Genomic DNA, 23,908 nt, shown 5'->3' with positions numbered 1-23,908 from the left:
TCACCCTCTGGTTGCAGCGTTTAAACTCCGCCCCAACCTCAGGGAGTCAACACCCAGACTTTCTCCTGTGCGGGGCACTGCCCCTTGAGCCCTCCAGGCACCGACTCGCAGTGCAATGGCTCAAGGGTATAGCGCTGCGCGTAGTGCCTGTTTAGCTCGTCGTCACTAATGGCGAATGGCGGCCCCGGCATCGCGCTTTGCTGGTAGTCATAATTCACCAATAACTGCGGGGCCGCATCGGTCATTTGAATGAGATGCTGGGTATAGTGCTCGCGCATTTCTGTTGGCAGAGCGACCAGTGCGGCTCGATCATAGATGGCATCAACTGCCCCGAGTAGGGGCGCTGTTAGTGCAAAGATGTCACCCAAGTAGATATCCAACCCGGGGGCAGCATAGACGCTGAGCTCACCGAGCTCGGAGATCACCGGGGTTTCACCTAGCTCACTGAATAATTCTTCGACGGCAATGCGACTTAATTCAGCGCCAGCGACGTGCATCCCCTGCTGTCGAAGCCACGCAATATCACGTGTTTTCCCGCACAGGGGCAGAAAAATACGCGCCCCTCTGCTCAGGGCCAAGGCAGAGAAATAACGCTCCAGCATCGGGTTCGCCCCCGACGTATGAAAAGCGATATCTTTATCCGCCCATTTTTTGTGCCAAAACTCCGCGTCCATTTCCCTACCCCTTCCACACGCGCGGCGACTACCGCGCTATCAATTTGACCCCGGCACACCACCGGGATTCGCCTCAGACTTTGGTGCTTCAACACAGATCACCACCAGGCGGCGAACCAAGGGAAAAGCCACCGTAAATGCCAACGCCCAGGCGCGCAGCCAAATACCGACAATACCGTCGACCGCGCCAATATTGATCAGGGAAATAAACAGCGACATCACCCCTGACATGATAAAAGCAAATACATAGCCAGCGTATCGTTGCGGTATCACGGCGTCCTCCTTTGCGAGCAGGTTGCTCAGCGTAGATTTTTTTGCCCAACAAGGGCATAACGCCTATGATAAGACAGCTACCATTTAAGGAACTATACAAAGTTTAATAAGCTTATATTTCATATTTGAAATTATATATGTATGACGATATCGCACTTTTTATCCATATCGCTCAGCAGGGCGGTCTCAGCAATGCAGCCAAGCATCTGGGGCTACCGCCAGCCACGGTGACTCGCCGACTGCAAAAATTGGAATACCAGCTGGGGTATAAATTGCTGCAGCGTTCAGCCCGCCAATGCTTGCTCACCGTCGATGGCGAGGCGCTATACCACGCCTACGCCGAATTAATTGAACAATTTGACCAAACACGTCAGCAGCTGCGCAGTGACATGCAACAGCTGCGCGGAAAGTTGCGGGTCCTCGCGCCAAGCAATATTTCTCACGGCACACTGCGTCCCATGTGGCTGGGCTTTACCCGCGACTACCCCAACATTCAGCTCGAGCTGCAACTGAGCAACCAGCTGCAGGATATGATTAAAACCAAGGCAGATATCGCCCTGCGCATCGGCCCTCAAGCTGACTCGTCGCTGTATCAAAAGAAGCTGGGGCAGATCGATAAGGTGGTAGTGGCGGCAGCCAGCTACCTGAACAAAGCCGGCGAGCCACAGCACCCCAGCGAATTGAAAGACCACCGTTTAGTCGGCACCACCATTTCCAGCAAATGGGCACTGCGCCACGTTGAGACAGGGAGCCTTCAGGAGATCCTCCCGCGTTTTGTCGCACAGTTTAACGACACCACTTTCGCCAAATACATGGCTGTCGACGCGCAGGGGATCACATTGCTGCCGCTCAGCGAGGTGAAACCCGAGCTCGACTCCGGACAGCTGGTGCAGGTGTTGCGCCAATGGCAGGGGGAGCCGCGGGAGCTCTTTGCGGTGTGGCCAAGCGGCCGCCTATTGAGCGCCAAGGCGAAGTGCCTGCGTGACTATATGGCTGAATATATCGCGCGCCACTTGTCCTGAAACACGCGGCACGCCATCGGCAATGCCTTGACCGCATTCGTCATTACCGTGCCGAGTGGCCGTCACTATACTGGGCGTATCACTGACAGGAGCCCACTATGGAAGTCCAAGATAAACTGAATGCCGTGCAGCGCTATGTCGATGCCTTTGAAACGGCGGACATCAACATTATTAAAGAACTCTACGCCGCCGATGCGACAGTCGAAGACCCCGTGGGAAGCGACATTCACAATGGTATCGACGCGATTGTGGCGTTTTATGAGGGCGCACTCAGCGCGGGGATTAAATTGCAACTGAGCGGCACGCCGCGCTGTGCAGGCAGCGAAGTGGCCTTCCCTTTTCAAGTGAAGGGGCCAGGCATGAGTATCGATGTAATTGATGTCTTCAAATTCAACGCCGAAGGCAAAGTCGTGTCTATGCGCGCCTTTTGGGGCCCGGAAAATATGGCCAGCTAATCATTCCAGCCGAAAAAAAGGCGCCCAAGGGCGCCTTTTTTACTGGCCAAGTCGCAACTACAAACTCAACACTTTCTCGCCGCGGGCAATACCCGACACACCACTGCGCACTACTTCCATAATGGCAGCTTCGCCAACGGCCTCCAGGAAGGAGTCCAGCTTGTCCGCTGCGCCAGTCACCTGAATGGTGTAGACACTGGGGCCGACGTCGACAATCTGTCCGCGGAAGATGTCAGTGCAGCGCTTGATCTCGGCGCGCTGCGCACCTGTCGCCCGCACTTTCACCAACATCAGCTCGCGCTCAATGTGCGCACCCTCTGACAAATCGACCAACTTCACCACATCAACCAAGCGATTGAGATGCTTGGTGATCTGTTCGATCTTGTGATCGTCGCCAATCGTTGTCAGCGTCAGCCGCGACATCGTTGGGTCTTCAGTCGGCGCCACATTCAGCGTTTCGATGTTGTAGCCGCGCTGAGAGAACAGCCCGACAACACGCGACAGTGCGCCGGGCTCATTTTCCATAAGTACTGAAATAATCCGCCGCATTAGGTTCGCTCCGTTTTGTTCAACCACATGTCGCGCATCGAGCCATTCGGGGCCACGTGCATGGGGTACACGTGCTCGTGCGGGTCGACATGAATATCCATGAATACCAACTCATTCTTGCGGGCGAAGACTTCTTTCATCGCCTCTTCCAGATCACTCAGCTGCGTGACCTTAACCCCCGAGTGCTGGTAGGCCTCGGCCAGCTTGATAAAGTCTGGCAATGAGTCTTCATAGACACTTTCTGAGTAGCGACCGTCGTACTGCATGTCCTGCCACTGCTTAACCATGCCCAAGTAGCCGTTGTACAAGTTCAGGATTTTCACGGGAATCTTGTACTGCGCACAGGTAGACAGCTCCTGAATATTCATCTGAATACTGCCCTCGCCGGTAACGCAGGCAACGTCCGCATCCGGGAAGGCCAACTTAACACCCATTGCGGCTGGCAGGCCAAAGCCCATCGTTCCCAAACCACCGGAGTTGATCCAGCGGCGCGGCTCGTCGAACTTGTAGTACTGCGCGGCAAACATTTGGTGCTGACCTACGTCCGAGGTCACAAAGGCCTTGCCACCGGTTACCTTGCACAACGTTTCGATAACCTGCTGAGGTTTGATGTAGGGCGTTGTCGTATCGTAGCGCGGCGCCGTCCACAGGCCGTGGTGGTCACGCCACTCGTCGATCTGCTTCCACCAGTGACCCAGCGCGTCTTGATCCGGCAGCGTTGGTTCCTCGGCACGCAGCTCACGCACCAGCGCAATCAATTCAGTTAACACCGAATCGACGGGGCCAACGATGGGAACATCGGCGTTGACTGTTTTAGAGATCGCCGCTGGATCGATATCGATGTGAATGATCTTGGCACCCGGGCAAAACTTGCTCGTGGTATTGGTCACCCGGTCATCAAAGCGCGCGCCCACCGCCAGAATCACATCGCTGTGATGCATGGCGTTATTGGCTTCATAGAAGCCGTGCATCCCGAGCATCCCCAGGAACTGGCGATCACTGCCAGGATAGGCACCAAGGCCCATCAGCGTATTGGTAACAGGGAAATTCAACTCCTGGGCCAACTCGCGCAGCTGCGGTGAGGCATTGCCTTGCACCACACCACCACCCGCGTATATAACCGGACGCTTGGCCGCCAGCAGCAGGCTCGCCGCCTTTTTAATTTGCCCACTGTGCCCACGGCTCGCTGGCGTGTAGGACCGCAGCTTCACCTTCTTCGGGTAGTTGTACTCGTACTTGTCATGGGGGTTGGTGAGATCTTTCGGCAGATCCACAACAACCGGCCCGGGGCGACCGCTAGAGGCGATATAAAACGCCTTCTTGATCATCTCGGGGATCTCTTCGGTTTTCGTCACCTGGAAGCTGTGCTTCACAATCGGCCGCGAAATACCGAGCATGTCGGTTTCCTGGAAGGCGTCCTCACCGATCAGGTGACTCATCACCTGCCCGGAAAGTACCACCATCGGAATAGAATCCATATACGCCGTGGCAATACCGGTAATGGCATTGGTGGCTCCGGGACCGGATGTCACCAGCACCACACCGGGTTTACCCGTGGCACGGGCATAACCGTCTGCCGCATGGGTGGCCGCCTGCTCATGGCGCACCAGAATATGCGGCACCTTACAACTTTTGAAAAGCGCATCGTAAATATGTAATACCGCACCGCCGGGGTAGCCGAAGATGAACTCAACACCTTCGTCTTCCAAAGCACGTGCGATCATTTCGCCGCCAGATAACAACTCCACTGAAAGACCCTCGCTTCAGTTTGAAACTTAAATTCCGTCGCCACGCCTCCGGCTGCCCACCGGAAACGCTCAATGTGAACGCCTAGATGCCGAAACACATACCTTCCGAGCACATTTGCTGGTGCTCGGGCGAATCGCCTAATGCCGCTGCTAGCGGCTATCTTTGCTTTGCGGGGTACGCAAAGCGGGCAATCTCGCAACACAGGTCATGTGTCTGCAGAGTGAATGGAACTACCTTGAGTAGCAGTGCAACAGCTTTAGTCACACTCTGTATATTGGCCGCAGGTAAGCAGCGCGGAAAACAGCCATCGCCACCCTAATTGGGAGGACGATATATTTTTTAACCTCACCTGTTTTTTGTCAAGGCAATGGGTGCGCCAAGACCGTGTTTTTTCTGGCAATCTGGCTGTTTTGTGGTTTTGTGACAGCGCTTTTTGCGGCCCCGCTAGAATCTGCCATAATCAGTCCATCAATTATGTTGTTGTGGCCGCTGAATATGCGCAGAAATTTGCTGTTTTTATCCCTGATAAGTGTGAGCTTATTGACCAGCCACGCCGCCCTTGCGGCCAAGTCCGGTTACTACCGCTGGACCGATGCAGAGGGCGAGGTGCACTTCAGCCAAAAACCCCCGGTAGGGAAAGCCTACGAGTTTATCGAATCGCAAACCGGCAAACGCTCAGCCGCGACTGAAAGCGCTAACGATTCAACAACGCCCCCACCTGAGTCCGAGCAGGACTTATCCCCGGACGCAAAAATGGAAGTGCTCCCGCCCAAGGACCCGGCAATTTGCCAGCAGGCGAAGAGCAATATGCAATCACTGAATGCAGCCGGGGCGCGAATTCGCGCAACCGGAAAGAATGGCGAAGTCCGCTACCTGACGCCGGAAGAAATTGAGGTGCAAAAACTGCGCGCTCAAGAGGCGATTAAAGTGCACTGCGAATAACGCCCTCTGTTAAACACGTTGCCACGCCCACCACAATCCTGTGGCGGCAACCGCAAGTAATACAGCGGGATATCCCCAGCGGGTATAGAGGGGCTTTTTCTGGCAGTACACCAGAAGCGGTACCAGAGCCACCGTTACCGCTAATTGCGCAGCCTCCACACCAATATTGAAACTGGCTAATGCCAGAACCGCACTGCTGCCCTCATCCATTAATCCGGCCAACATACTGGCAAAGCCAAAGCCGTGAATGAGCCCAAACACCCCCGCCAGCTGCCATTGAAACCGGTGGCGTTCGCCGACCAAGGCGGCCAACGCCGCAACGCTTATTGATAGCGCGATGACTATTTCGACAGGCTGAATGGGTAGCTGCCACCAACCCAGGGTTGCTGCAGTTAACGTAATACTGTGAGATACCGTAAAAGCCGTCACAACGCCTGCGCAGCGCCATAGCAACGGTCTAAGCGACTCATCTGAGGAGGATGCCCTTACCAGAGGCAATAGCAAAGCCAACAAGAAAAGAAGGTGGTCGTAGCCCAACACCATATGCAGGACACCTTCCTTGAAGAAGGCGGTTACGGTCGCCCAGGGCCCATGAGACTGCAAAGCCAAGGTTCTTTCGGAAGGTGTCAGTACACCGAGCAGCGGCTGCTCTGCCACATCATTGCGGTAGAGCAGTCTGTGAAGTGGATCGATATCAAAGAGCAAGTCGTAATTCAGCGTCAGCCTGTCCGGTTCAGCAAAACAAGGTGACTTAAGCTCCCACGCTGCATAGTACTCGCCGCTGTGGCTCGCTACGCCCAGGCGTTGTAAATTGAGGGGGCAATCGCCACCTTCTCGCGTTACACGTATACCTTCTAGAACAGACGCCTCAAGCCCCATCGCCGCACCGCGAAGCTCCTTGGCAGTGACCCGCCCATCCACTGGGTTTGTATCCAGATCGTAGATTCGCTGCAGATCTTCCACGGCAATATCGAGCCGCCATTGCTCCGAAGTGATATACAGATAACTGTCACTATTTTTATGCGCAAATACGCTGGTACTGGCAAAGCAAAGAAAGAGAACAAACCACCGACTCATTGTTGTGCTCCCCCCGCCGACCGACTGCGGGCCAGTAACTGCTCGTCCGGCCACTCACGCTGCTCTTGCCAATTACTGCTAGCAACACGCAAAGCCAGTTGCGGCTTGTCTACAACATCGAGCAAAAAGTGCGCATAAGCACGCTTGTGGAGCCGCTCCCCGCGCCACTGAGCATCCTCAAACTTTTCGAGAAGTTCTTCCTTGAGCTGTAAATACTGCTTTTTGTGATCCACTGCGTTGGTTGCTGCCAGACTTTTTAGCGCGACCGCGCGACAAGTGAGTACGCCATCTGAGCGCGCTCCCTCGCTGATATCCAGTACCAACGCGTACTCACGCTGCTGCAGTGCCGCAAGGCAAAAACGATCACGCACGTATTGATCACCTGGCGACAGCGCAGCGGCGGAGCGCCATAGCGAGAGCGCCTCTGCACGGCGCCCCCGGTCAGCCAAGTCAGCCAGGCTGACCAATGACCAGTGTAATTCAGGGCCTGTGCCTTGCAGCATTTTTGCTCTTACAAGACCTTGCAGCGCCTCGAAAGCGTGCCCAATATCACTGGTGAGTCCACGCAGGTATTCGCGGCATGCTTGGGAATACAACGATGGACTTACGACGCCCAGTTGCTCACAGTGCGATTTCGCGGCGTTGTATTCACCTCGCACAACGGCCAAATTCATGAGGGCGAGCAGCGTTTGCTCGTAGGGGTCATCGACTTCAGCCTCGCCTGCATTGCTAAGCACTTGCCATGCACTTTCGAGACCTCGCTGGGCCTCGTCAAACTTGTGAAGGCTCTCTGCAATTTGAGCCGCTAAAAAATGAAATCGCCATTTCAGAAGAGGAGAAAGCGTCGTAGGCGGCTCTAATTTGGCTAATACGCCGCTGGCCTCGCCCAAACGCCGGGGGTTACCCTCACGACGGTATTGCTGAAGATAATCTTGCACCTGAGCCAGCTGCTCTGCAGGCGGTCGATCCGCACTATCCACAGACTCAGTCTTAACCTCAACGGTAATTAGTTCGGTACTCGGCGCGGGCCAGGACGCGGCGGGGAAGGCGTATATACTCGCGCTAAAAAAGCCGATAAAAGCGGTAAGGATGAGTCCTTTCATATTATTTACTCAATAGTAAAAGGGGCAGCCCAGCTGCCCCTGCATGCCAGTGGACTGGCTAGCGAATAAAGCCGTCGAAAGACTGTTTATCCAGTGTTTCAGGCTTAATATCGTTGACCTCCACAGGCGCGTCATTTGGCTCCTGAGAAAAGGCCTGTGCAAAAGTGACAGCAAAGACGCCATCGCGCTTGGCTTGCGCGGGTCCGTCGCCGTCGTCGTCAAGTGAGCACGCCGACACCGCTGCCGCCACGATTGCTATAACGAGTCGCTTTTTCATAGGTAAAGTCCTCGTATTGTTCAGGGTGAACCCGCAATGGGCGTAGCGAGATAGGGGAAGCCACCGAGGTAATCAAAGCGGTCGGGCTTCGCCCCATCATTGACGACGGCGCCAGCATTCACCACCGCTGGTGCTGCTCCTGACAAATCGCATGTCTGCAAGCCATTGGGGTTGGCAGCGGTAATTGCGCCTTCAGCAACACTTAACGCAATGTCGACAACATCATCGACTGGGCGACGCCCATTTGGGAAACCCGCTAAGTCACAATCCAAAAAGCCCAACTCCCCCTGACTCACTAACGCCGTTGGCGCAATCGCGGTATTCAAGCGAAGCATTTCGCCCGGCTGTGCGGCAGCGGCTTGGTTCAGGCCGTTAACACCGGTCACGAATGCCGCGAGCAAATCGTTTCGCGGAGTGTCGGGTACGACCGTTGCACCGGGGAACAGAACATCGACCAAGACTGGTAATGTGGGATACAACACATAGGCGCCGAAGTTTTCGACATCATCTTTTGGATGGCTGGCGTTAAACTTGTCTTTGTCCGTGATCCCGATGACGACTTCATTAACTAGCGGGCTACCCAGACGAGACACCTGAGTCCAGGCACCGCCCTCCACGCTGGGCCCCTGTCCGTCAGCCGAGGCTGTCGGCCCGACGGGCTTAGCGTTCAGCAATCGTGCCTGTGGCTTGCTTGCCGTTGTCCAGGCGCCAATAACGGTTTCGCTGCCAGCGGTCACACAGCTGATCGGCAGCTCAAGCGCCAGCGACGTTACGTTTTTATCGCCGATTGTATTTGAAGCACTGTCTCGAGCGCCCAGAGGGTTGAGATTTACTTGGTCGAAGACTTGACCCAGGTTTACAACAAACCCTTCTTGGCGCTGGCCGACAAACATCTTGCCCGGAGACATGCACCCGGGAATATTAATATCGTATACGAACTGCGAGGCGTAGCCCTCGTAGTCAGGAATGGTCTTGTTGCCGATATTGTCCACCGGCTTTACGAAGCTTGTAGAACCATCAGCCAGATTCGAAACCGGCGTCGCGTTACCACTGCGGCGTGGTCCGGCAACCAGCTCCACAGAGAAAGTCTCTACGACATTCAGCAAGCCCGTACTCGTGCCACTGCCACCGCCCACGGCGGCTAACGGGACCTGTACCAAAATGTCATTGCCCTGATCGTCCTCACCGGTTTTAACCTTACCCGCATCAATCAGCCCCGCCGCTGACGCTTGACCGTAGTCGTTACTGAACTGAAACTGAAACGTCAGATCCTCAACGGCATCGCCATTATTGTCTATGTGAATTTCATAGAGCGCTTGCGGGTCCATAGTGAAGTAATTTGGGCCACCGTAGGCGTCTTGGAGTGGCTGATAATTGGCGATCAACGTCACGAATCCGTCTCGCCCAGCCTCGTAACTGCGGAACATGTAGAAGTCGGTACCGTCGACCTTGGGAGAAGACGCTATGAACGGCGCTTCTCGGTGGCTTGACGCTAGCGCTTGGGAACTAAAAATCGTCCCGAGCACAGCTAGTGCCAGGCCACTTTTGACAGGGGAACCCATAATATCACCTCGAGTTTGTACACGGTTTTATAATTGTTTACCGCTAAGGCATACGCTATGAACCAGCGTTTCGATCACCAGATGAATGGAAAGGGCAAAAAAAAGCCCGGTGGGTGCCGGGCAATTGATAAGGGTGGGTATGTTTTGTCGCAGGTCTACTGTAGCGTAGCCGCCTTAAATGCCAGTTGATCTCCATCAATTTCTGCGCGAATTTGCTGCCCCGGCGTAAACTCACCCTGCAGCAGGCGCTGCGCCAAGGGGTTTTCCAGCTGTTGCTGTATCGCACGCTTCAGCGGGCGGGCACCAAATACGGGGTCAAAGCCCACATCCGCCAGGCGATCCATCACCGCATCGCTGAGCACCAGTGACAATTCCCGTTCAGCCAACCGTTTATTGAGTATACCCAGCTGGATATGCGCGATCTCACGCACTTGCTCTCTGCCCAGCGGCTCGAATACCACCAGCTCATCGACGCGGTTAACAAACTCTGGACGGAAGTGGCCGGATACCACGTCGAGCACTGCGGAGCGAATCGCCGGGTAGTCGCTACCGCCGCGTGTCATTTCCTGGATCACATCGGAACCTAAGTTCGAGGTCATCACAATCACCGTGTTGCGAAAATCCACCGTGCGGCCCTGACCATCGGTCAGGCGGCCATCGTCGAGCACCTGCAGCAGGATGTTGAACACATCGGGGTGGGCCTTTTCAACCTCATCCAGCAACAACAGCGAATAAGGGCGACGACGCACCGCCTCAGTAAGGTAGCCGCCCTCTTCATAGCCAACGTAGCCCGGAGGCGCACCAATTAAGCGAGCGACGGAGTGCTTCTCCATAAACTCCGACATATCGATACGGACCATCGCCTCTTCGCTGTCATACAGGAAAGTTGCCAGCGCCTTGCACAGCTCGGTTTTACCCACACCGGTTGGCCCCAGGAACAGGAACGAGCCATTGGGGCGATTCGGGTCACTCAGGCCCGCGCGACTGCGGCGCACCGCATTGGAAACGGCGTCCACCGCTTCGCTCTGCCCGACAACGCGTTTGTGCAGCGCTTCTTCCATGCGCAGCAGCTTGTCTTTTTCGCCCTCCAGCATCTTGCTGATGGGAATACCCGTCCAGCGCGATACCACCTCGGCGACTTCCTCGTCCGAGACCTTGTTACGCAGCAGCTGCATTTCGCCGTGCTCTGCGGCATCTGCCGATGCAAGACGTTTTTCCATATCGGGGATCACGCCGTACTGCAGCTCCGACATCTTGGTTAGGTCGCCACTGCGACGCGCGGCCTCCAGGTCCAGCTTAGCTTGCTCGAGCTCACTCTTAATCTGCGCGCTGCCGTGCAGGGTCGCCTTCTCAGCCTTCCAAACTTCGTCGAGATCGGCGAATTCCTTCTCCACTTTATCGATATCGGCATTGAGCAAGGCGAGTTGCTTCTTGGCCGCCTCATCGTCGTCTTTCTTCACCGCTTCACGCTGAATTTTCAGTTGAATCAAGCGGCGCTCCAGCTTGTCCATCACCTCGGGCTTGGAGTCGATCTCCATGCGAATACGGCTGGCCGCCTCGTCGATCAGGTCGATGGCTTTATCCGGCAACTGGCGGTCGGTGATGTATCGCTGCGACAACTTGGTCGCCGCAATAATGGCGGAGTCAGTAATGTCGACGCCGTGGTGCACCTCGTAGCGCTCTTTCAGGCCACGCAGTATCGCGATGGTGTCCTCTTCTGAGGGTTCGTCCACCAAGACTTTTTGGAAACGACGTTCAAGCGCCGCATCTTTTTCGATGTACTGGCGGTATTCGTCCAAGGTTGTGGCGCCCACGCAATGCAGCTCACCGCGCGCCAGCGCAGGTTTGAGCATATTGCCTGCGTCCATCGCGCCGTCAGCTTTACCGGCACCGACCATGGTGTGCAGTTCATCAATAAACAGGATGACCCGCCCCTCTTCCTTGGCGAGTTCGTTAAGCACCGACTTCAGGCGCTCTTCAAAGTCACCGCGAAATTTGGCGCCGGCAAGCAGTGCCCCCAAATCCAGAGACAGCACGCGCTTGTCTTTTAAGCCCTCGGGCACCTCACCGTTAATAATGCGCTGCGCCAAGCCCTCAACGATGGCAGTTTTACCCACGCCCGGCTCGCCGATCAGCACCGGATTGTTCTTGGTACGGCGCTGCAACACTTGAATTGTGCGGCGAATTTCATCGTCGCGGCCGATCACCGGATCCAGCTTGCCCGACTCAGCGCGCTCGGTCAGATCAATGGTGTATTTATCCAAGGCCTGACGATTTTCCTCGGCCGATGCGTCGTTCACCGACTGCCCTCCTCGCAATTGTTCTATCACGGATTCAAGGCGGCTTTTCTCTATGCCAGCCTCTTTCATCACTTTGCTAATCGACGTCGCCGACTCGAGCATCGCCAACACCACAAGCTCGCTGGAAATGTAGGCATCGCCGCGTTGTTGGGAAAGTTTGTCGCTGATATTAAATACCCGCGCCAGGCCCTGCGACACATGAACATCGCCAGGGTTGCCCTCGACACGGGGTAGCTTGTCCAGGGCGTCATTAACCGCAGCGTCCAGCGCAGCGGCATTCGCCCCCGCCTGGCTGAGCATGGGTTTTACCGCGCCGCCGGACTGTTTTAGCATCGCCGCCAACAGGTGCTCGGCTTCAATATATTGGTGGTCGCGTCCCAGCGCCAAGGATTGGGCATCTTGCAGCGCGGTTTGCAGTGAGTTGGTAAATCGATCTATACGCATTCGCGGCTCTCCATCCATGCGGCCCAGCTCACGCAGAGCGATAACCGCACTATTAATAAGGTCTTTCTACTTACTAGATGGGGATGCTTCGCTGGCTTTCAAGCCTGACTGGAGAGATTTTTAGTTGTCGCGCAACAGAATAATGCTGGCCTGGCGCCCGCACTGGGGCTGTCGCCGATAGGAGTAGAACAGTTCCTCGTCGGCCACCGTGCAGTACTCTCCTCCATAGATGGCGTCGACACCGAGCGATTTCAACTGCAGCCGTGCTAATTGATACAAATCGGCGAGATATTTTCCAGAATAACCGTCTACCGGCACAAAGGCGGCGCGAATGGCCGCGGTATCCGGGCCGGAAAATTGGCACTCAAACGCTTGTAGCACCTCTTCGCCAACTTCAAAGTGTTTAGGGGAAATCGCCGGCCCCAACCACGCCATTAATTGCTGAGCGGGGCGTTCAAAGGCGGCAACGGCATTGGCGACCACACCGCTACACAGACCGCGCCAACCTGCGTGAACAGCGGCCACCTGACGCCCTGACCGGTCGCAGAGCAGCACCGGCAGGCAGTCGGCGGTTAATACGGCCAGCGCCTGGCCAATGTCCGTTGTGATGGCGGCATCGGCATCGGGCAGCGCCTGCACATCGGCCTGAGATCGATACACGGCAGTGCCATGGGTTTGGTTCAGCCATTGAATACGACGCAAGCCCTGTGGCTGCAATTGGTGGAAAAGCGCCGCGCGGTTTGCGGCGACCGCAAGCGGCTTGTCGTGAACATGCTGGGCAAGATTAAAATCCGCATACGCCCCTTCACTGGCACCGACGGTGCCCGCTGGGGCATGCCGCGTTGTGGTCAGCGCGACCACATTGTCGGGCGCTGGCCAGGCGGCGCGAATCACAACTTTTCCTCGGCATCCAATACGGCAAGTAGGGCTTGCATGTCGTCGGGCAAAGGCACTTCCCAGCTCATGGTATCGCCACTTATGGGGTGCTCGAGTTCAAGCTTGCGGGCATGCAGCGCCTGCCGGGGAAAGCTGCGCAGCATATTCACCAGCGCATCGCTCGCGCCCTTGGGCAGGCGCGGCCGACCGGCATAAGTGGCGTCGCCCACCAGAGGGTGGCGAATATGGGCCATATGCACACGAATCTGGTGGGTGCGGCCGGTTTCAAGAAAACAGCGCACGTGGCAGTGGTCGCGATAACGTTTTTGCAGGCGATAATGCGTAATCGCCTCCTTGCCGCCAAACTGCACCACCGCCATTTTTGTGCGCTGCTGAGGGTGACGCCCCATTGGCTCCTCAACCTTACCCCCACCGGTCATGCTGCCCATCACAACGGCGTCGTATTCACGGTGAACATCGCGCGCTTGCAGCTGCGCCACCAAGTCGGCGTGGGCTTGCAGCGTTTTGGCAACCACCATGAGTCCTGTAGTATCGCGGTCGAGACGGTGAACAATACCCGCGCGCGGCACGCTATCAATACTCGGGCAGTGACTGAGTAGGGCATTAAGTAGGGTGCCGCTGGGATTACCGGCACCCGGGTGAACAACCAGGCCAGCGGGCTTATTGATCACGATAATATCGTCGTCTTCATAGACGATATCCAACGCTATCGCCTCGGCCTCAAAACGCCCCTCGGGTTGCAGCTCCGCTTGCAGGGTCAGCACGTCGCCTTCGTGAACCTTGTCCCGAGGGCGGCAGCTGCTGTGATTGGCCGTTAATTGGCCGCCTTTTATCCAGCTTTGTAGGCGCGATCGCGAATATTCGGGGAACAAGGCGCTGGCGGCCTGGTCGAAACGTGCAAAGTTGAGGTCGGCGGGAACGATTTCCTGGCGATTGATGGTTTCTGTCATAGTGATTCTCCGAGGCCTTCTTTATACCACTGACACGCTGTGGTTAAATAGCAGGCCCTCGCAAATGCGGGGTTCTTCCGCCATTTGGAACGGGTAAATGAAAGCGTTTAACAAGCTCCTAGCACTCCTTCTCATCGCCACCCTCGCGGGTTGCGCCAGCGAACCTGAACGACAGGAACTGTCGGAGCGGGAGATATACGAAACCGCGCAAGGCTACCTGAACAGCAAGAACTTTTCACTGGCTATTCAGAACCTACAGCTTTTGGAAAGCCGCTACCCCTTCGGCCCCTATGCCGAACAAGCGCAGCTGGAGATTATCTACGCCTACTATCGCGGCGGTGACAACGAGGCAGCGATCGCTGCTGCCGATCGCTTTATTCGCCTGCACCCACAGCACGAGAAAGTGGATTACGCTTACTACATGCGCGGCCTCTCGAACTACACCGAGGGAGAGGGCCTGCTGGAACGCTTCATCCCCACTGACATGACCCAGCGCGACCCGGGTTCAGCGATCCAATCCTTCGAGGATTTTCGTCAGCTGTTGCAGCGCTTCCCGAATAGCGTGTACGCCGACGATGCGCGCGCCCGGATGATCTACCTGCGCAACCGTCTCGCGCGCTACGAGATCAATGTGGCGAATTACTACTTCAAGCGCAAAGCCTACTTGGCCGCGGCCAACCGCGGGCGCTATGTTATCGAAAATTTGCCGCAAACACCGGCCGTACCCGATGCACTGGCGGTAATGGTGCAAGCCTATCTGCTGTTAGGCATGGATGATCTGGCGGAGCAGTCACTTGCCGTGTTGCGCAAGAACTATCCTGACCACCCCAACCTCGACAAAAACGGTAACTTCATCAGCGAAGTCGGTATCGAACAGGAAGGCTCATTTATCAATAAAGCCACCTTCGGCCTGTTTGACCGCTATGAGCCGCCGCGTTTTGACAACCGCAGCAAGAGTGAAGAATAGGTCGTCGCGACGGCGAGGTACAAAAAAAGGGCGCCATAGGCGCCCTTTTTTATTTCCGGTCTATCAATCACCAATCGGCCATTTCTGAGTGATGGGGTAGCGACGGTCACGCCCGAAGCCTCTCTCGGTGATGCGCGTACCGATCGGCGCTTGCCGACGCTTGTACTCGTTTAAATCTACCAGGCGCAGTACCCTGTACACGGTGTCGCGGTCAAAGCCATCGGCGATAATCGCTTCAGCGCTTTCATCGCGCTCAATATAGCGCTCCAGGATTTCATCCAGCGTATCGTAGGGCGGCAGGTTGTCTTCATCTTTCTGATCTGGCGCCAACTCAGCCGAGGGCGGCCTGTCGATAACGCGCTGCGGGATCGCTGGAGAGCGAGTATTGCGATAGCGAGCCAGTTCAAACACCCGGGTTTTGGCGACATCTTTCAGTACGTCAAAGCCACCGGCCATATCGCCGTATAGCGTCGAGTAGCCGACCGCCACTTCGCTTTTGTTGCCCGTGGTGAGGACCAGGTAGCCCTTTTTGTTGGAGATTGCCATCAACAGAACACCACGACAGCGGGCCTGTAGGTTCTGCTCCGTGGTATCGACCTGGGTGCCGGCAAACTCGTCTGCCAACGTCGCCATGAAGGCGTCGTACATCGGCTCGATCGACAGACAGGAGTAGCGCACACCCAACATATTCGCCTGTTCCTCGGCATCTTCAACGCTCATGGACGCCGTGTAGCGAAAGGGCATCATCACCGCCTCCACGCGCTCAGGGCCCAGCGCGTCTACGGCAATCGCCAGCGTCAAACCGGAATCAATACCGCCTGACAAACCCAACACCACGCCCTTAAAGCCATTTTTCTCAACGTAGTCGCGCACCCCCAGCACCAGCGTTTCGTAGACATCGTCCAGCACCGGCTTAAGGTCGGTCACCGCCCCTTCATCAATGCTCAGCGTGCCGTCCTGCCAATGTGCCGTAACACAGGCCAGATGCTCGACATAGGCGGGGCTTCGCGCCAGTAATTCGCCCTCTTTGGAAACCACCATTGACGCGCCATCAAACACCAGTTCGTCCTGCCCTCCCACCAAATTGCAGTAGACGATGGGCATGCCGCCTTGCCAGGCCCGTTGCGCCAGCAGGGCTTCGCGCTCTATCTGCTTACCCGCATGGAAGGGCGAGGCGCTCATATTCAACATCAGCTGTGCCCCGGCGGCTCTGGCAGCCGCGGTGGGGCCATCCTGCCAAATGTCTTCGCAAATACTCAGCGCCGTGGGCACACCAAACAGGTCAAAGACGACGCTTTCACGGCCTTCTTTGAAGTAGCGCTTTTCATCAAATACGCGGTAGTTCGGCAAACATTGCTTGTGGTATTCGTGGAGCAAACGGCCGCGGTAGAACACCCCGGCCGTGTTGTACAAACCCTGCTCTCGGCTGCGCGGATAGCCAACAACGATATAGGTCTCTTTCGCGGCTTTGGCAATGCGCGCCAACGCGCGCTCTACACGATGACTGATGCTGCTGCGCAGCAGCAAATCTTCGGGTGGATACCCCGTTACAACAAGCTCTGGGAACAATATGAGCTGGGGGTTGTGCGCCTGCATTGCCTGTTCAACGGCGTTGAGAATTTTGTCGGTGTTGCCTTCGATGTCCCCTACTACCGGGTTGATCTGAGCAGTAACAATACGAAGCGTGGTCATGAATCTGTGTATCCCCGTTAATAGGCGTTGGCTTACCGCGGTGCGCAGGCATTCTATCAAAACTCGCGATGTGCATCCGCAGGAATTGCCAGATACACTTATTGGCATTATCTGAACGAGATCATCATGCATAGCGCCAGCATCGACCACAGCCAACGCCGCGCCGTCATGCGGGTATATGCGGTGTACCGCCTGCTGCTAGCCAGCGCGCTGTTTTTCATCTTCATTTACGGCTTCAGTCAATCAGTGCTGGGGAGCACCGCCCCCGGCATCTATTCGCTGATTTCCTTTGCTTACCTGGCTTTTTCACTGCTTGCCTTGTTCCAGCACTTGCTGACCAGTCGTCACTACCACGACACGGGGCTGTTCTTCGAGTTTTTCATCGACATTGGCTGCATCATGCTGATGAGCTACTGCTCGGCAAGCGCCGACTCTGGCCTCGCCTCCCTGTTGATGGTTAGCATCAGCGCTGCCAGCATGACCTTACCCGCCCGCTTGTGCCTGTCTCTGGCCTCGTTGGCGACCATCAGCGCCATCGCCGAAGTTGCAGCCAACACCCTGTACGAGCGCGTAGAGACCCAGCAATTTGTCGTCGCTGGCATGATGGGGATGGCCTATTTTTCGACAGCCATTGCCATTCGCTACCTCAGCCAACGAATTATTTCCGCTCAGCAGTTGGCAGAGCGCCGCCGCAGTGACTTAGAGCGGCTATCGCAAATCAACCAAAGCATTGTGCAACGAATGCAGACTGGCATTGTGGTCATGTCACGCAGTGGCCGAATCAAGCTCTGCAACGCCGCCGCCGCAGAGCTCTTACAAGTCCCCTACCAACGCCGACCCGACACACTCTATGCTCCCCCGCAAATCACCGCGCTCACCGCACCGGGTAGCAGCTTGTCGAAAATCATTCAGTTGCAGCCCTCCGGTGTGGAATTACACGTCAACATCGCCCAGCTGGACCAAGACAACGACGAAGACTTCCTGCTGTATATTGAAAATATCAGCAAGATCAATCAGCGCGCGCAAAACTTGAAGCTCGCCTCGCTTGGGCGCTTCACCGCCAGCATCGCGCATGAAATACGCAACCCTCTTTCGGCAATCAGCCATGCGGCGCAACTGCTCGCCGAAGGCCCTCACCTCGACGATGGCGATGCGCGCTTTGTCGGCATTATCCAAAACCATGCAAAACGCATGGACGATATTGTGAAAAATGTTCTCGAGCTGTCTCGCGGCCGACTGCCCAAACCTGAGGCCTTCGCACTAATGCCCTGGTTGCAGCGCTTTTGCCGGGACTGGCACAGCATTCATCAAGGGCAAATTCAGCTGCTAACTGACGACTCACAATGCAGTAACGACACAGTGAATGTCGACCAAAGCCAATTAAACCAGATACTGAGTAATATCACAGAGAACGGTATTCGCCATAGCCTGGCAGAGGCCGACAAGGCCGTTATCCGCTACCGTTTGAGCAACGGTATTAGCGGCGGTGTAACACTGGATATCATCGATAATGGCCCCGGCATTTCACAGGACAATCAAGACAAAATCTTTGAGCCCTTTTTCACCACGGAGTCTCAAGGCAATGGGCTCGGTTTGTACCTTTGCCGCGAGCTCTGCCTGGCGAACCAAATCGCTATTAGCTACCGGCGGGAACCCAGCGGCGACAGCTGTTTTCGATTACAATTCGCCCACCCGCAGCGCAGTGCGTTCCCCGATTAAGACTGACAAGCCGATATGACACAGAAAACCGTACTCATCATTGACGACGAACCGGATATTCGCGAACTTCTGGAAATTACCATCAGTCGCATGGGCCTTCATACCGAGTCGGTCGGCTGTGTCAGTGACGCTATCGCGCTCCTGCAGCAAAACACTATTCAGCTTTGTCTTACCGATATCAAATTGCCAGATGGCTCGGGCTTGGACGTCGTTCACCACATCCAGCAGCAGTGCAGTGAAACCGCCGTTGCGGTGTTAACCGCCTACGGCAGCACAGAGCTTGCCGTCGAAGCGCTAAAGGCGGGGGCATTCGACTTCATCAATAAGCCGGTGTCTATTGAGCAGTTGCGCAACCTGATCAAAACCGCCCTGCAACTGGAAAGTAGCAGCGCCACCGCCATCGACAGCAGCCGCAACACCCGCTTACTCGGCGAAACCGACGTTATCAGCCGACTGCGCCAGCAAATCACCAAGCTTGCCCGCAGCCAGGCTCCCGTCTACATCAGTGGCGAATCGGGCAGTGGCAAGGAAGTGGTGGCGCGCATGATCCACGCCAATGGACCGCGCCGCAATGCTCCCTTTGTCCCAGTGAACTGTGGCGCCATCCCAGACGAGCTTGTCGAAAGTGAGTTTTTTGGTCATGTTAAGGGCAGTTTTACTGGCGCCTACGGTGATAAGGAAGGCTTATTTGAAGCCGCCAATGGCGGCACTCTCTTCCTAGACGAAGTCGCCGACCTGCCGCTGAACATGCAGGTTAAACTGCTTCGTGCCATTCAGGAAAAGGCAGTGCGACGCATCGGTTCAAATGAGGAAATTGCCGTCGACGTTCGCATACTCAGTGCCACGCATAGAGACCTATCCCGCGAAGTCGCCTCAGAACACTTCCGCAGTGACCTGTTCTACCGTATTAACGTTATCGAGGTCGCGGTGCCCAGCCTACGGCAACGGGTCAGCGACATCCCGTTACTAGCCAACTTTATGCTAGAGAAAATCGCTAGCGAGTGGGGTATACCGGCCCCCCGCCTCAGTGAAGATGCTCTTAATGCGTTGAGCAGTTACCCCTTTCCCGGCAATGTCCGCGAGTTGGAAAACATTATTGAACGCGCCGCAACACTGTGCGACGACGAGATCATCACTGCCAAGGACCTATCGCTACCGGCATCAAATAGCAGCGTGAACCCGGATAAACATACCGACCACCTATCGGCAGCTATCGGAGACGTGGAGGGGTATCTGGCGAGCATTGAACAAAACATTATCAATGCCGCGCTAAAAGCCCAACAGGGCAATAAGACGGAGTCAGCGAAGTTGCTGGGGCTTACCTTCCGGCAATTTCGCTACAAACTAAAGAAGTACAACCTCGACTAATGAACTCACAGAACGAAAAAGGCAGCCGAGGCTGCCTTTTTCTTTATTCGTAATACCAGTAGGTGCGTTTTCGCCCGCCGGACAGGTCGAGCGCGGGGGTGCTGGGATCAAAGGGTGATGGCCCCGCCCCACCAATCACAAAGGGCACGGTTTTTCCGTCAATCGTCACAAGCCCGGCAATGGGCGACGGTGGAAGTCCACCACCAGAGAATTCATTTCTCTGCCGCTCACCCGTCACAAGGTTCACGACATAGGCGCCGGCGTTACCCAAATTTGCACTGCAACTTTCAGCATCGGGCACATCCGGCTGGTTGGTACCAAAATAGACTTTCCCGGCAACCGCCAATGGTGCGTTAACGCCTTTTTCACCCACCAACAGGTCAAAGTAATACCCTGCGACACCGCTATCCAAACCACTAAAATACAGTTCGGTCGCTCCTTCGCTACCACAGGACACAATGCCACCGCTGCCGTCGGTACACTGCAAAGTGCTTTGGTCAACGAGGTCACTTACGGTCACCGCCGAGTGAGTCGAGGGCATCGACTTACCGGTATTTTTGTCCATAATCATGAAAAACTTATTCTCGACATTGTAGGCAAGCCCGGCGGTGGTGCTACTGGTATAAAGCGGGTGCTCGCGGTCGCCGGAGACCGCCACCACAGCGTCGAAATTATTCGTGGGCACGACATCCGGGGCGAAGAGGAATTTCCGAGCACTGTTGCCACTGCCCCCCAAGCTTGCGAACTTATTGACTTCAATGTCGCTAAAGGCGGTTGTCGCGGGGCTGGCTGCCTCAAGGTCAACACGCCATATATTCCCGCCCACATCTGCCGCATAGAGGCGGTCGGTGAAGCCATCTAAGTCCTTATCCAGAACCGTTACATCAGCGGGAAACGATTTCGTCATCGCGGAAACGGTCTCGCAGTGTCCGCCTGTTGCCACGGTGACACCGGTACAGTCAGCCAGCGCTGCCCACAGTACTCCTCCCGTCATCGCATCCAGAATGAGAATACCCCGCCCCTGGCTATTCGTCGCAGGTGCTGGCTCTTGGTCCTCGGCAGGGTCGTAGCCCGCCCCTAAGATCAATACGGGGTTGCTGTGACCTTTGATTAAGGTCAGCTGGGCCTGCGACCATGTCTGCCCCAACTCCGGAACCTGATCATTCGTCAGCGACCACAGATAACGCGGTTCCGCGACATTGCTGACATCGAGTGCATAAAGTAAACGTCCGCCACGGCGCGCCGACATAAAGATCAAGGACTTTCCAGACGTGGGCTTACCGGTGCGCTTGTCCTGCAGAATCGTGGTGTTTCCGTCGAAAAAGTAGTCGCGCGGCTGAGCCCGGCTGTCGAGCACATTTGGGTACTTCACCAGCGGGTCGTTATTGAATTGCCGCTTAAACTTGCCAAAGAACTCCGGCGCAATAAAGCTCCATAACTCACCACCGGGTTGTACGCCGGCGATATTACCTGCCTGATTACCATTGATGGCGTGGAAGTGGCCATCGTTGGAGCCGTAGAACACAACAACCCCGGTAGTGCCGCCGTAGTTGATAACCGCGGGGCGTGAGTGCAGGACATCTGCATGAATCGACCCACGCGCGGTGATCGGACAATCGCTCCCGCGTAGCTCGGGCGGGCATGGGCCTCGACGGCTTTCATTGCCGATAATATCTTCCCCCCGTACCCAGTCGATGAGGGTCTCGGCGGTTAGCGACACTGCACTGCTGCCACAACTTACATTGTTGTTTTCCGCAAGCACGTAGTCCCCAAGCCTTAGCACATAGTTATCGGCATCGGTAAGCGCGATCACACTGCCAAGCACTGTGCCGTTCAGCAGAGCGCTGTTGTGTGTATTGGTCGTAGAGCCAACTGTACAGCCCGTCAATTCAACTTGGTCGCCCAATGACAAGCCATGGGAGGTTTGCGCGACACGAGCAGCCCGACTCACTTCAACAATCACCGCACCGTTATATGTCTGGCCATCGGGGATATTTCGAGAGGCAACGTCAAAACTGGTGGCCGTGACATTGCTAATACTGCACGGTTCGGCAAAGGTACAGCTCTGTTTATTAGCCTGCAGCGATTCATTCCATGCGTTTAGTATTACTACCTTATCGGTTGAGGCGTTCAGCTGAGTACCGCCACTACCATCATGAGTGATAGTGCAGGTGATATTATTGCCATTACCTGAGCAGCTTGTTGATATCGTTTCGCCATCGTCATAGCGACCCACACTGATCGATGCAGTCCCGCCCTCTTCGGCGGCGCCCAGCTCTGCATCAAGCTGCGAAACTAGCGCGGTATTCGTCGTCTTAAATTCAGGTAAAACCGACGTGCTCGGACAACTCCCAACACTGTTACAGGTATAGACTTTGCGGCCTGATGACGTGGTCAGGTTATTCACCCGCAACAGCTGGCCCGCACCACCCTTCTCAACTAAATCACCGTCTGGCGAATCAAACGCGAAGCCCTCACCTTCCGGGCTGTTACGCCAGAAACCATCCAGTGGCCAATCCGCCACAGCGGCGCCTGACGCATCCTTGGGCGTGTTTGTCGTCCAGAAACTCACTGCATCATCAACAATTGCTCCGGTGATGGGGTTAGTAACAGAAGTAACCACCGACGCCACATCCTGGGTCGAATCTGTTAAAACGATATTTCCACCGGCGTCAAAACCGAGCTGATACTGTTTAACGTTGCCGTTCCAGCGGGGTGCCGCATCGCTATCGGGTCTAAAACTGGCGATATAAACCTGGTTAAGAAAAGTACCTTGCGTGTTGGCACTAACGGGCAGTGTCGCCGATGAAAATGCACTGTTAATATCCTGCACTTCATTGAATATCTGCAGGAGCACCTCCGCCAAACCAGCATGATTATCGGCAGTCACCTTGAAGGCCTTGCCGCCACCGACATTGGCTAAATCTGCGAGGAAGTTGATCTCGCCAGCCAGCTTTGTTTCTAAGCTAGGATCGTAAACCGCTATAGAGTAGGTACTGACATTGCGATCAGATTGTGCGCTGTCACTGGTATCTACCAAGTTCATAAACTGCGCCCATTCATCACCCCAGTATTTATTATTGGACGAATCTGAATTACTAAGCTGGGTAACCGCACGCGGTGTGGCAAAAAATTTATACTGAGAGGAACCGGTGCTGTAGGAAAATTCATTTGTTAATTGGTTTTTCAATAACGTGTCCGGACTACCAATACCGTCGGCAACACTCGAGTTCTCCTTGGTCGCATTGCCTATATAGACGAGCACGGCGTCGCGACACTGGGTTGCCGTTTCCGCGAGTCCGGAGTAGTCAACCCCTGAACAAGAGGTCGCCAAACCATTCAGCATGGCCCAGCTTTCGGCGATCAAGTCGCCCAGTCGCGATTGGTTCGCAAGATTGTTTTTATCAATACTCTTTAGCTTGGTGATGAAGCTGTTGATGCCAGAGCTGTCCATCAGTGTTGGTGGCACGAGCAGATAGCCGCAACTATTATTACCATTGCCCAGGCCCGTGCCATTATTGAAGCTACTGTAACCAGTTTCATTGAATACCATCAGGCCGATTTTAATCGCACCCAACAAATAGTCGTTCTCTATGTCTAGCAGCGACAGCATGGTATTTACCAAGGCACACTGTTCCATACCGCCCACCGTATCGCCAAGTGATGGGGCAGCGCCGCTATCTCCGTAAACGCAGCCGTGGGTGACGTTGGCATTGGAATTCGCCGTACTATGCCAGCCGAGTAACACAGTAGGAGGGTTAGCCCCCCCTGGGGTGATCCCTGCAAATAAATCGATATCCTCTGCCTGTGTCGGCGCAGATATCGCCATAAATATAAGCGACAGACGGATCCAACTAATTAGCGTTTTCATGGCCTTCACTCTTTCCA

The 23,908-nt window shown here is 55.5% G+C and carries 19 protein-coding genes; 6 read left to right on the top strand and 13 right to left on the bottom strand.

Translation table 11 applies throughout. From position 1 onward, the window contains the following. Positions 1-38: 38 nt before the first annotated feature. Together tmpT and AC2Q8J_RS14450 are read right to left on the bottom strand one after the other, a co-directional pair. Positions 39-674: a thiopurine S-methyltransferase gene (tmpT, locus tag AC2Q8J_RS14455; protein ID WP_486451625.1), complete on the bottom strand. Its 636-nt coding sequence runs from the start codon at positions 672-674 to the stop codon at positions 39-41. Positions 675-713: 39 nt separating this feature from the next. Continuing rightward, positions 714-947, bottom strand: a complete 234-nt coding sequence (locus AC2Q8J_RS14450) for a DUF2798 domain-containing protein (RefSeq protein WP_486451624.1) — start codon at positions 945-947, stop codon at positions 714-716. 137 nt (positions 948-1,084) lie between these two features. On the opposite strand from AC2Q8J_RS14450, the gene AC2Q8J_RS14445 reads away from it, so the two are divergent. Further along, positions 1,085-1,969, top strand: coding sequence for a LysR substrate-binding domain-containing protein (locus tag AC2Q8J_RS14445; RefSeq protein WP_486451623.1), 885 nt, complete (start codon positions 1,085-1,087; stop codon positions 1,967-1,969). 98 nt (positions 1,970-2,067) lie between these two features. Then, a complete protein-coding gene (locus tag AC2Q8J_RS14440; RefSeq protein ID WP_027874224.1) occupies positions 2,068-2,424 on the top strand; it encodes a nuclear transport factor 2 family protein in 357 nt (118 codons plus the stop codon). A 57-nt stretch (positions 2,425-2,481) separates the two neighbouring features. On the opposite strand, the gene ilvN is transcribed toward AC2Q8J_RS14440, so the two are convergent. Both ilvN and AC2Q8J_RS14430 read right to left on the bottom strand, forming a co-directional pair. After that, positions 2,482-2,973 carry an acetolactate synthase small subunit gene (ilvN, locus tag AC2Q8J_RS14435; RefSeq protein ID WP_022959484.1) on the bottom strand — a complete coding sequence of 164 codons (492 nt, stop codon included), beginning with the start codon at positions 2,971-2,973 and terminating at the stop codon, positions 2,482-2,484. Then, a complete protein-coding gene (locus AC2Q8J_RS14430) occupies positions 2,973-4,721 on the bottom strand; it encodes an acetolactate synthase 3 large subunit (RefSeq protein WP_027874222.1) in 1,749 nt (582 codons plus the stop codon). The genes ilvN and AC2Q8J_RS14430 overlap by 1 nt, the downstream gene beginning before the upstream one ends. A gap of 496 nt (positions 4,722-5,217) precedes the next feature. Here AC2Q8J_RS14430 and AC2Q8J_RS14425 point away from each other — a divergent pair, with 496 nt between their 5' ends. Continuing rightward, a complete protein-coding gene (locus AC2Q8J_RS14425; protein WP_486451622.1) occupies positions 5,218-5,664 on the top strand; it encodes a DUF4124 domain-containing protein in 447 nt (148 codons plus the stop codon). A gap of 9 nt (positions 5,665-5,673) precedes the next feature. On the opposite strand, the gene AC2Q8J_RS14420 is transcribed toward AC2Q8J_RS14425, so the two are convergent. The 7 genes from AC2Q8J_RS14420 to rluD all read right to left on the bottom strand — a co-directional run bounded on the left by AC2Q8J_RS14420 (position 5,674) and on the right by rluD (position 14,274). After that, the gene (locus AC2Q8J_RS14420) at positions 5,674-6,741 is read right to left on the bottom strand and encodes a HupE/UreJ family protein (RefSeq protein ID WP_486451621.1); all 1,068 of its coding nucleotides are present in this window, start codon (positions 6,739-6,741) and stop codon (positions 5,674-5,676) included. Next, entirely contained in the window at positions 6,738-7,844 is a 1,107-nt protein-coding gene (locus AC2Q8J_RS14415; RefSeq protein ID WP_486451620.1) for a hypothetical protein, read from the bottom strand. The genes AC2Q8J_RS14420 and AC2Q8J_RS14415 overlap by 4 nt, the downstream gene beginning before the upstream one ends. A 58-nt stretch (positions 7,845-7,902) precedes the next feature. Beyond that, complete coding sequence (locus tag AC2Q8J_RS14410; protein WP_204996625.1) at positions 7,903-8,121, bottom strand: hypothetical protein; 219 nt, start codon at positions 8,119-8,121, stop codon at positions 7,903-7,905. A gap of 20 nt (positions 8,122-8,141) precedes the next feature. Continuing rightward, positions 8,142-9,683: a DUF4331 domain-containing protein gene (locus tag AC2Q8J_RS14405; protein ID WP_486451619.1), complete on the bottom strand. Its 1,542-nt coding sequence runs from the start codon at positions 9,681-9,683 to the stop codon at positions 8,142-8,144. A gap of 155 nt (positions 9,684-9,838) precedes the next feature. After that, the gene (clpB, locus tag AC2Q8J_RS14400; RefSeq protein ID WP_424143317.1) at positions 9,839-12,427 is read right to left on the bottom strand and encodes an ATP-dependent chaperone ClpB; all 2,589 of its coding nucleotides are present in this window, start codon (positions 12,425-12,427) and stop codon (positions 9,839-9,841) included. A 120-nt stretch (positions 12,428-12,547) separates the two neighbouring features. Further along, positions 12,548-13,321: a peptidoglycan editing factor PgeF gene (gene pgeF, locus AC2Q8J_RS14395; RefSeq protein WP_486451618.1), complete on the bottom strand. Its 774-nt coding sequence runs from the start codon at positions 13,319-13,321 to the stop codon at positions 12,548-12,550. Next, positions 13,318-14,274: a 23S rRNA pseudouridine(1911/1915/1917) synthase RluD gene (rluD, locus tag AC2Q8J_RS14390; RefSeq protein WP_486451617.1), complete on the bottom strand. Its 957-nt coding sequence runs from the start codon at positions 14,272-14,274 to the stop codon at positions 13,318-13,320. The genes pgeF and rluD overlap by 4 nt, the downstream gene beginning before the upstream one ends. Positions 14,275-14,371: 97 nt before the next feature. Here rluD and AC2Q8J_RS14385 point away from each other — a divergent pair, with 97 nt between their 5' ends. Then, the gene (locus AC2Q8J_RS14385; protein ID WP_027874214.1) at positions 14,372-15,241 is read left to right on the top strand and encodes an outer membrane protein assembly factor BamD; all 870 of its coding nucleotides are present in this window, start codon (positions 14,372-14,374) and stop codon (positions 15,239-15,241) included. A 63-nt stretch (positions 15,242-15,304) separates the two neighbouring features. On the opposite strand, the gene AC2Q8J_RS14380 is transcribed toward AC2Q8J_RS14385, so the two are convergent. After that, positions 15,305-16,933, bottom strand: a complete 1,629-nt coding sequence (locus tag AC2Q8J_RS14380) for an NAD+ synthase (RefSeq protein ID WP_288362508.1) — start codon at positions 16,931-16,933, stop codon at positions 15,305-15,307. A gap of 126 nt (positions 16,934-17,059) precedes the next feature. Between AC2Q8J_RS14380 and AC2Q8J_RS14375 the strand changes: the two genes are divergently transcribed. Together AC2Q8J_RS14375 and AC2Q8J_RS14370 are read left to right on the top strand one after the other, a co-directional pair. Continuing rightward, on the top strand, positions 17,060-18,652 hold the full coding sequence (locus tag AC2Q8J_RS14375) for a sensor histidine kinase (RefSeq protein WP_486451616.1): 1,593 nt from the start codon (positions 17,060-17,062) through the stop codon (positions 18,650-18,652). A 15-nt stretch (positions 18,653-18,667) separates the two neighbouring features. Then, positions 18,668-20,020 carry a sigma-54-dependent transcriptional regulator gene (locus AC2Q8J_RS14370; RefSeq protein WP_486451615.1) on the top strand — a complete coding sequence of 451 codons (1,353 nt, stop codon included), beginning with the start codon at positions 18,668-18,670 and terminating at the stop codon, positions 20,018-20,020. 43 nt (positions 20,021-20,063) lie between these two features. Here AC2Q8J_RS14370 and AC2Q8J_RS14365 read toward each other — a convergent pair whose 3' ends face one another. After that, positions 20,064-23,891: a pilus assembly protein gene (locus tag AC2Q8J_RS14365; protein WP_486451614.1), complete on the bottom strand. Its 3,828-nt coding sequence runs from the start codon at positions 23,889-23,891 to the stop codon at positions 20,064-20,066. Between the last annotated feature and the right edge of the window lie 17 nt (positions 23,892-23,908).

It is taken from the genome of Spongiibacter sp. C9W (assembly GCF_057370015.1).
Note: the sequence above shows the minus strand (reverse complement) of the source record. Positions and strands in the feature narration are given on the sequence as shown.

Excerpts from the sequence above, each read along its gene's own strand:
- tmpT (WP_486451625.1), bottom strand. The coding sequence starts at position 674 with ATGGACGCGGAGTTTTGGCACAAAAAATGGGCGGATAAAGATATCGCT.
- AC2Q8J_RS14445 (WP_486451623.1), top strand. The coding sequence starts at position 1,085 with ATGTATGACGATATCGCACTTTTTATCCATATCGCTCAGCAGGGCGGT.
- AC2Q8J_RS14440 (WP_027874224.1), top strand. The coding sequence starts at position 2,068 with ATGGAAGTCCAAGATAAACTGAATGCCGTGCAGCGCTATGTCGATGCC.
- ilvN (WP_022959484.1), bottom strand. The coding sequence starts at position 2,973 with ATGCGGCGGATTATTTCAGTACTTATGGAAAATGAGCCCGGCGCACTG.
- AC2Q8J_RS14425 (WP_486451622.1), top strand. The coding sequence starts at position 5,218 with ATGCGCAGAAATTTGCTGTTTTTATCCCTGATAAGTGTGAGCTTATTG.
- AC2Q8J_RS14420 (WP_486451621.1), bottom strand. The coding sequence starts at position 6,741 with ATGAGTCGGTGGTTTGTTCTCTTTCTTTGCTTTGCCAGTACCAGCGTA.
- AC2Q8J_RS14415 (WP_486451620.1), bottom strand. The coding sequence starts at position 7,844 with ATGAAAGGACTCATCCTTACCGCTTTTATCGGCTTTTTTAGCGCGAGT.
- AC2Q8J_RS14410 (WP_204996625.1), bottom strand. The coding sequence starts at position 8,121 with ATGAAAAAGCGACTCGTTATAGCAATCGTGGCGGCAGCGGTGTCGGCG.
- AC2Q8J_RS14405 (WP_486451619.1), bottom strand. The coding sequence starts at position 9,683 with ATGGGTTCCCCTGTCAAAAGTGGCCTGGCACTAGCTGTGCTCGGGACG.
- clpB (WP_424143317.1), bottom strand. The coding sequence starts at position 12,427 with ATGCGTATAGATCGATTTACCAACTCACTGCAAACCGCGCTGCAAGAT.
- rluD (WP_486451617.1), bottom strand. The coding sequence starts at position 14,274 with ATGACAGAAACCATCAATCGCCAGGAAATCGTTCCCGCCGACCTCAAC.
- AC2Q8J_RS14385 (WP_027874214.1), top strand. The coding sequence starts at position 14,372 with ATGAAAGCGTTTAACAAGCTCCTAGCACTCCTTCTCATCGCCACCCTC.
- AC2Q8J_RS14380 (WP_288362508.1), bottom strand. The coding sequence starts at position 16,933 with ATGACCACGCTTCGTATTGTTACTGCTCAGATCAACCCGGTAGTAGGG.
- AC2Q8J_RS14375 (WP_486451616.1), top strand. The coding sequence starts at position 17,060 with ATGCATAGCGCCAGCATCGACCACAGCCAACGCCGCGCCGTCATGCGG.
- AC2Q8J_RS14370 (WP_486451615.1), top strand. The coding sequence starts at position 18,668 with ATGACACAGAAAACCGTACTCATCATTGACGACGAACCGGATATTCGC.
- AC2Q8J_RS14365 (WP_486451614.1), bottom strand. The coding sequence starts at position 23,891 with ATGAAAACGCTAATTAGTTGGATCCGTCTGTCGCTTATATTTATGGCG.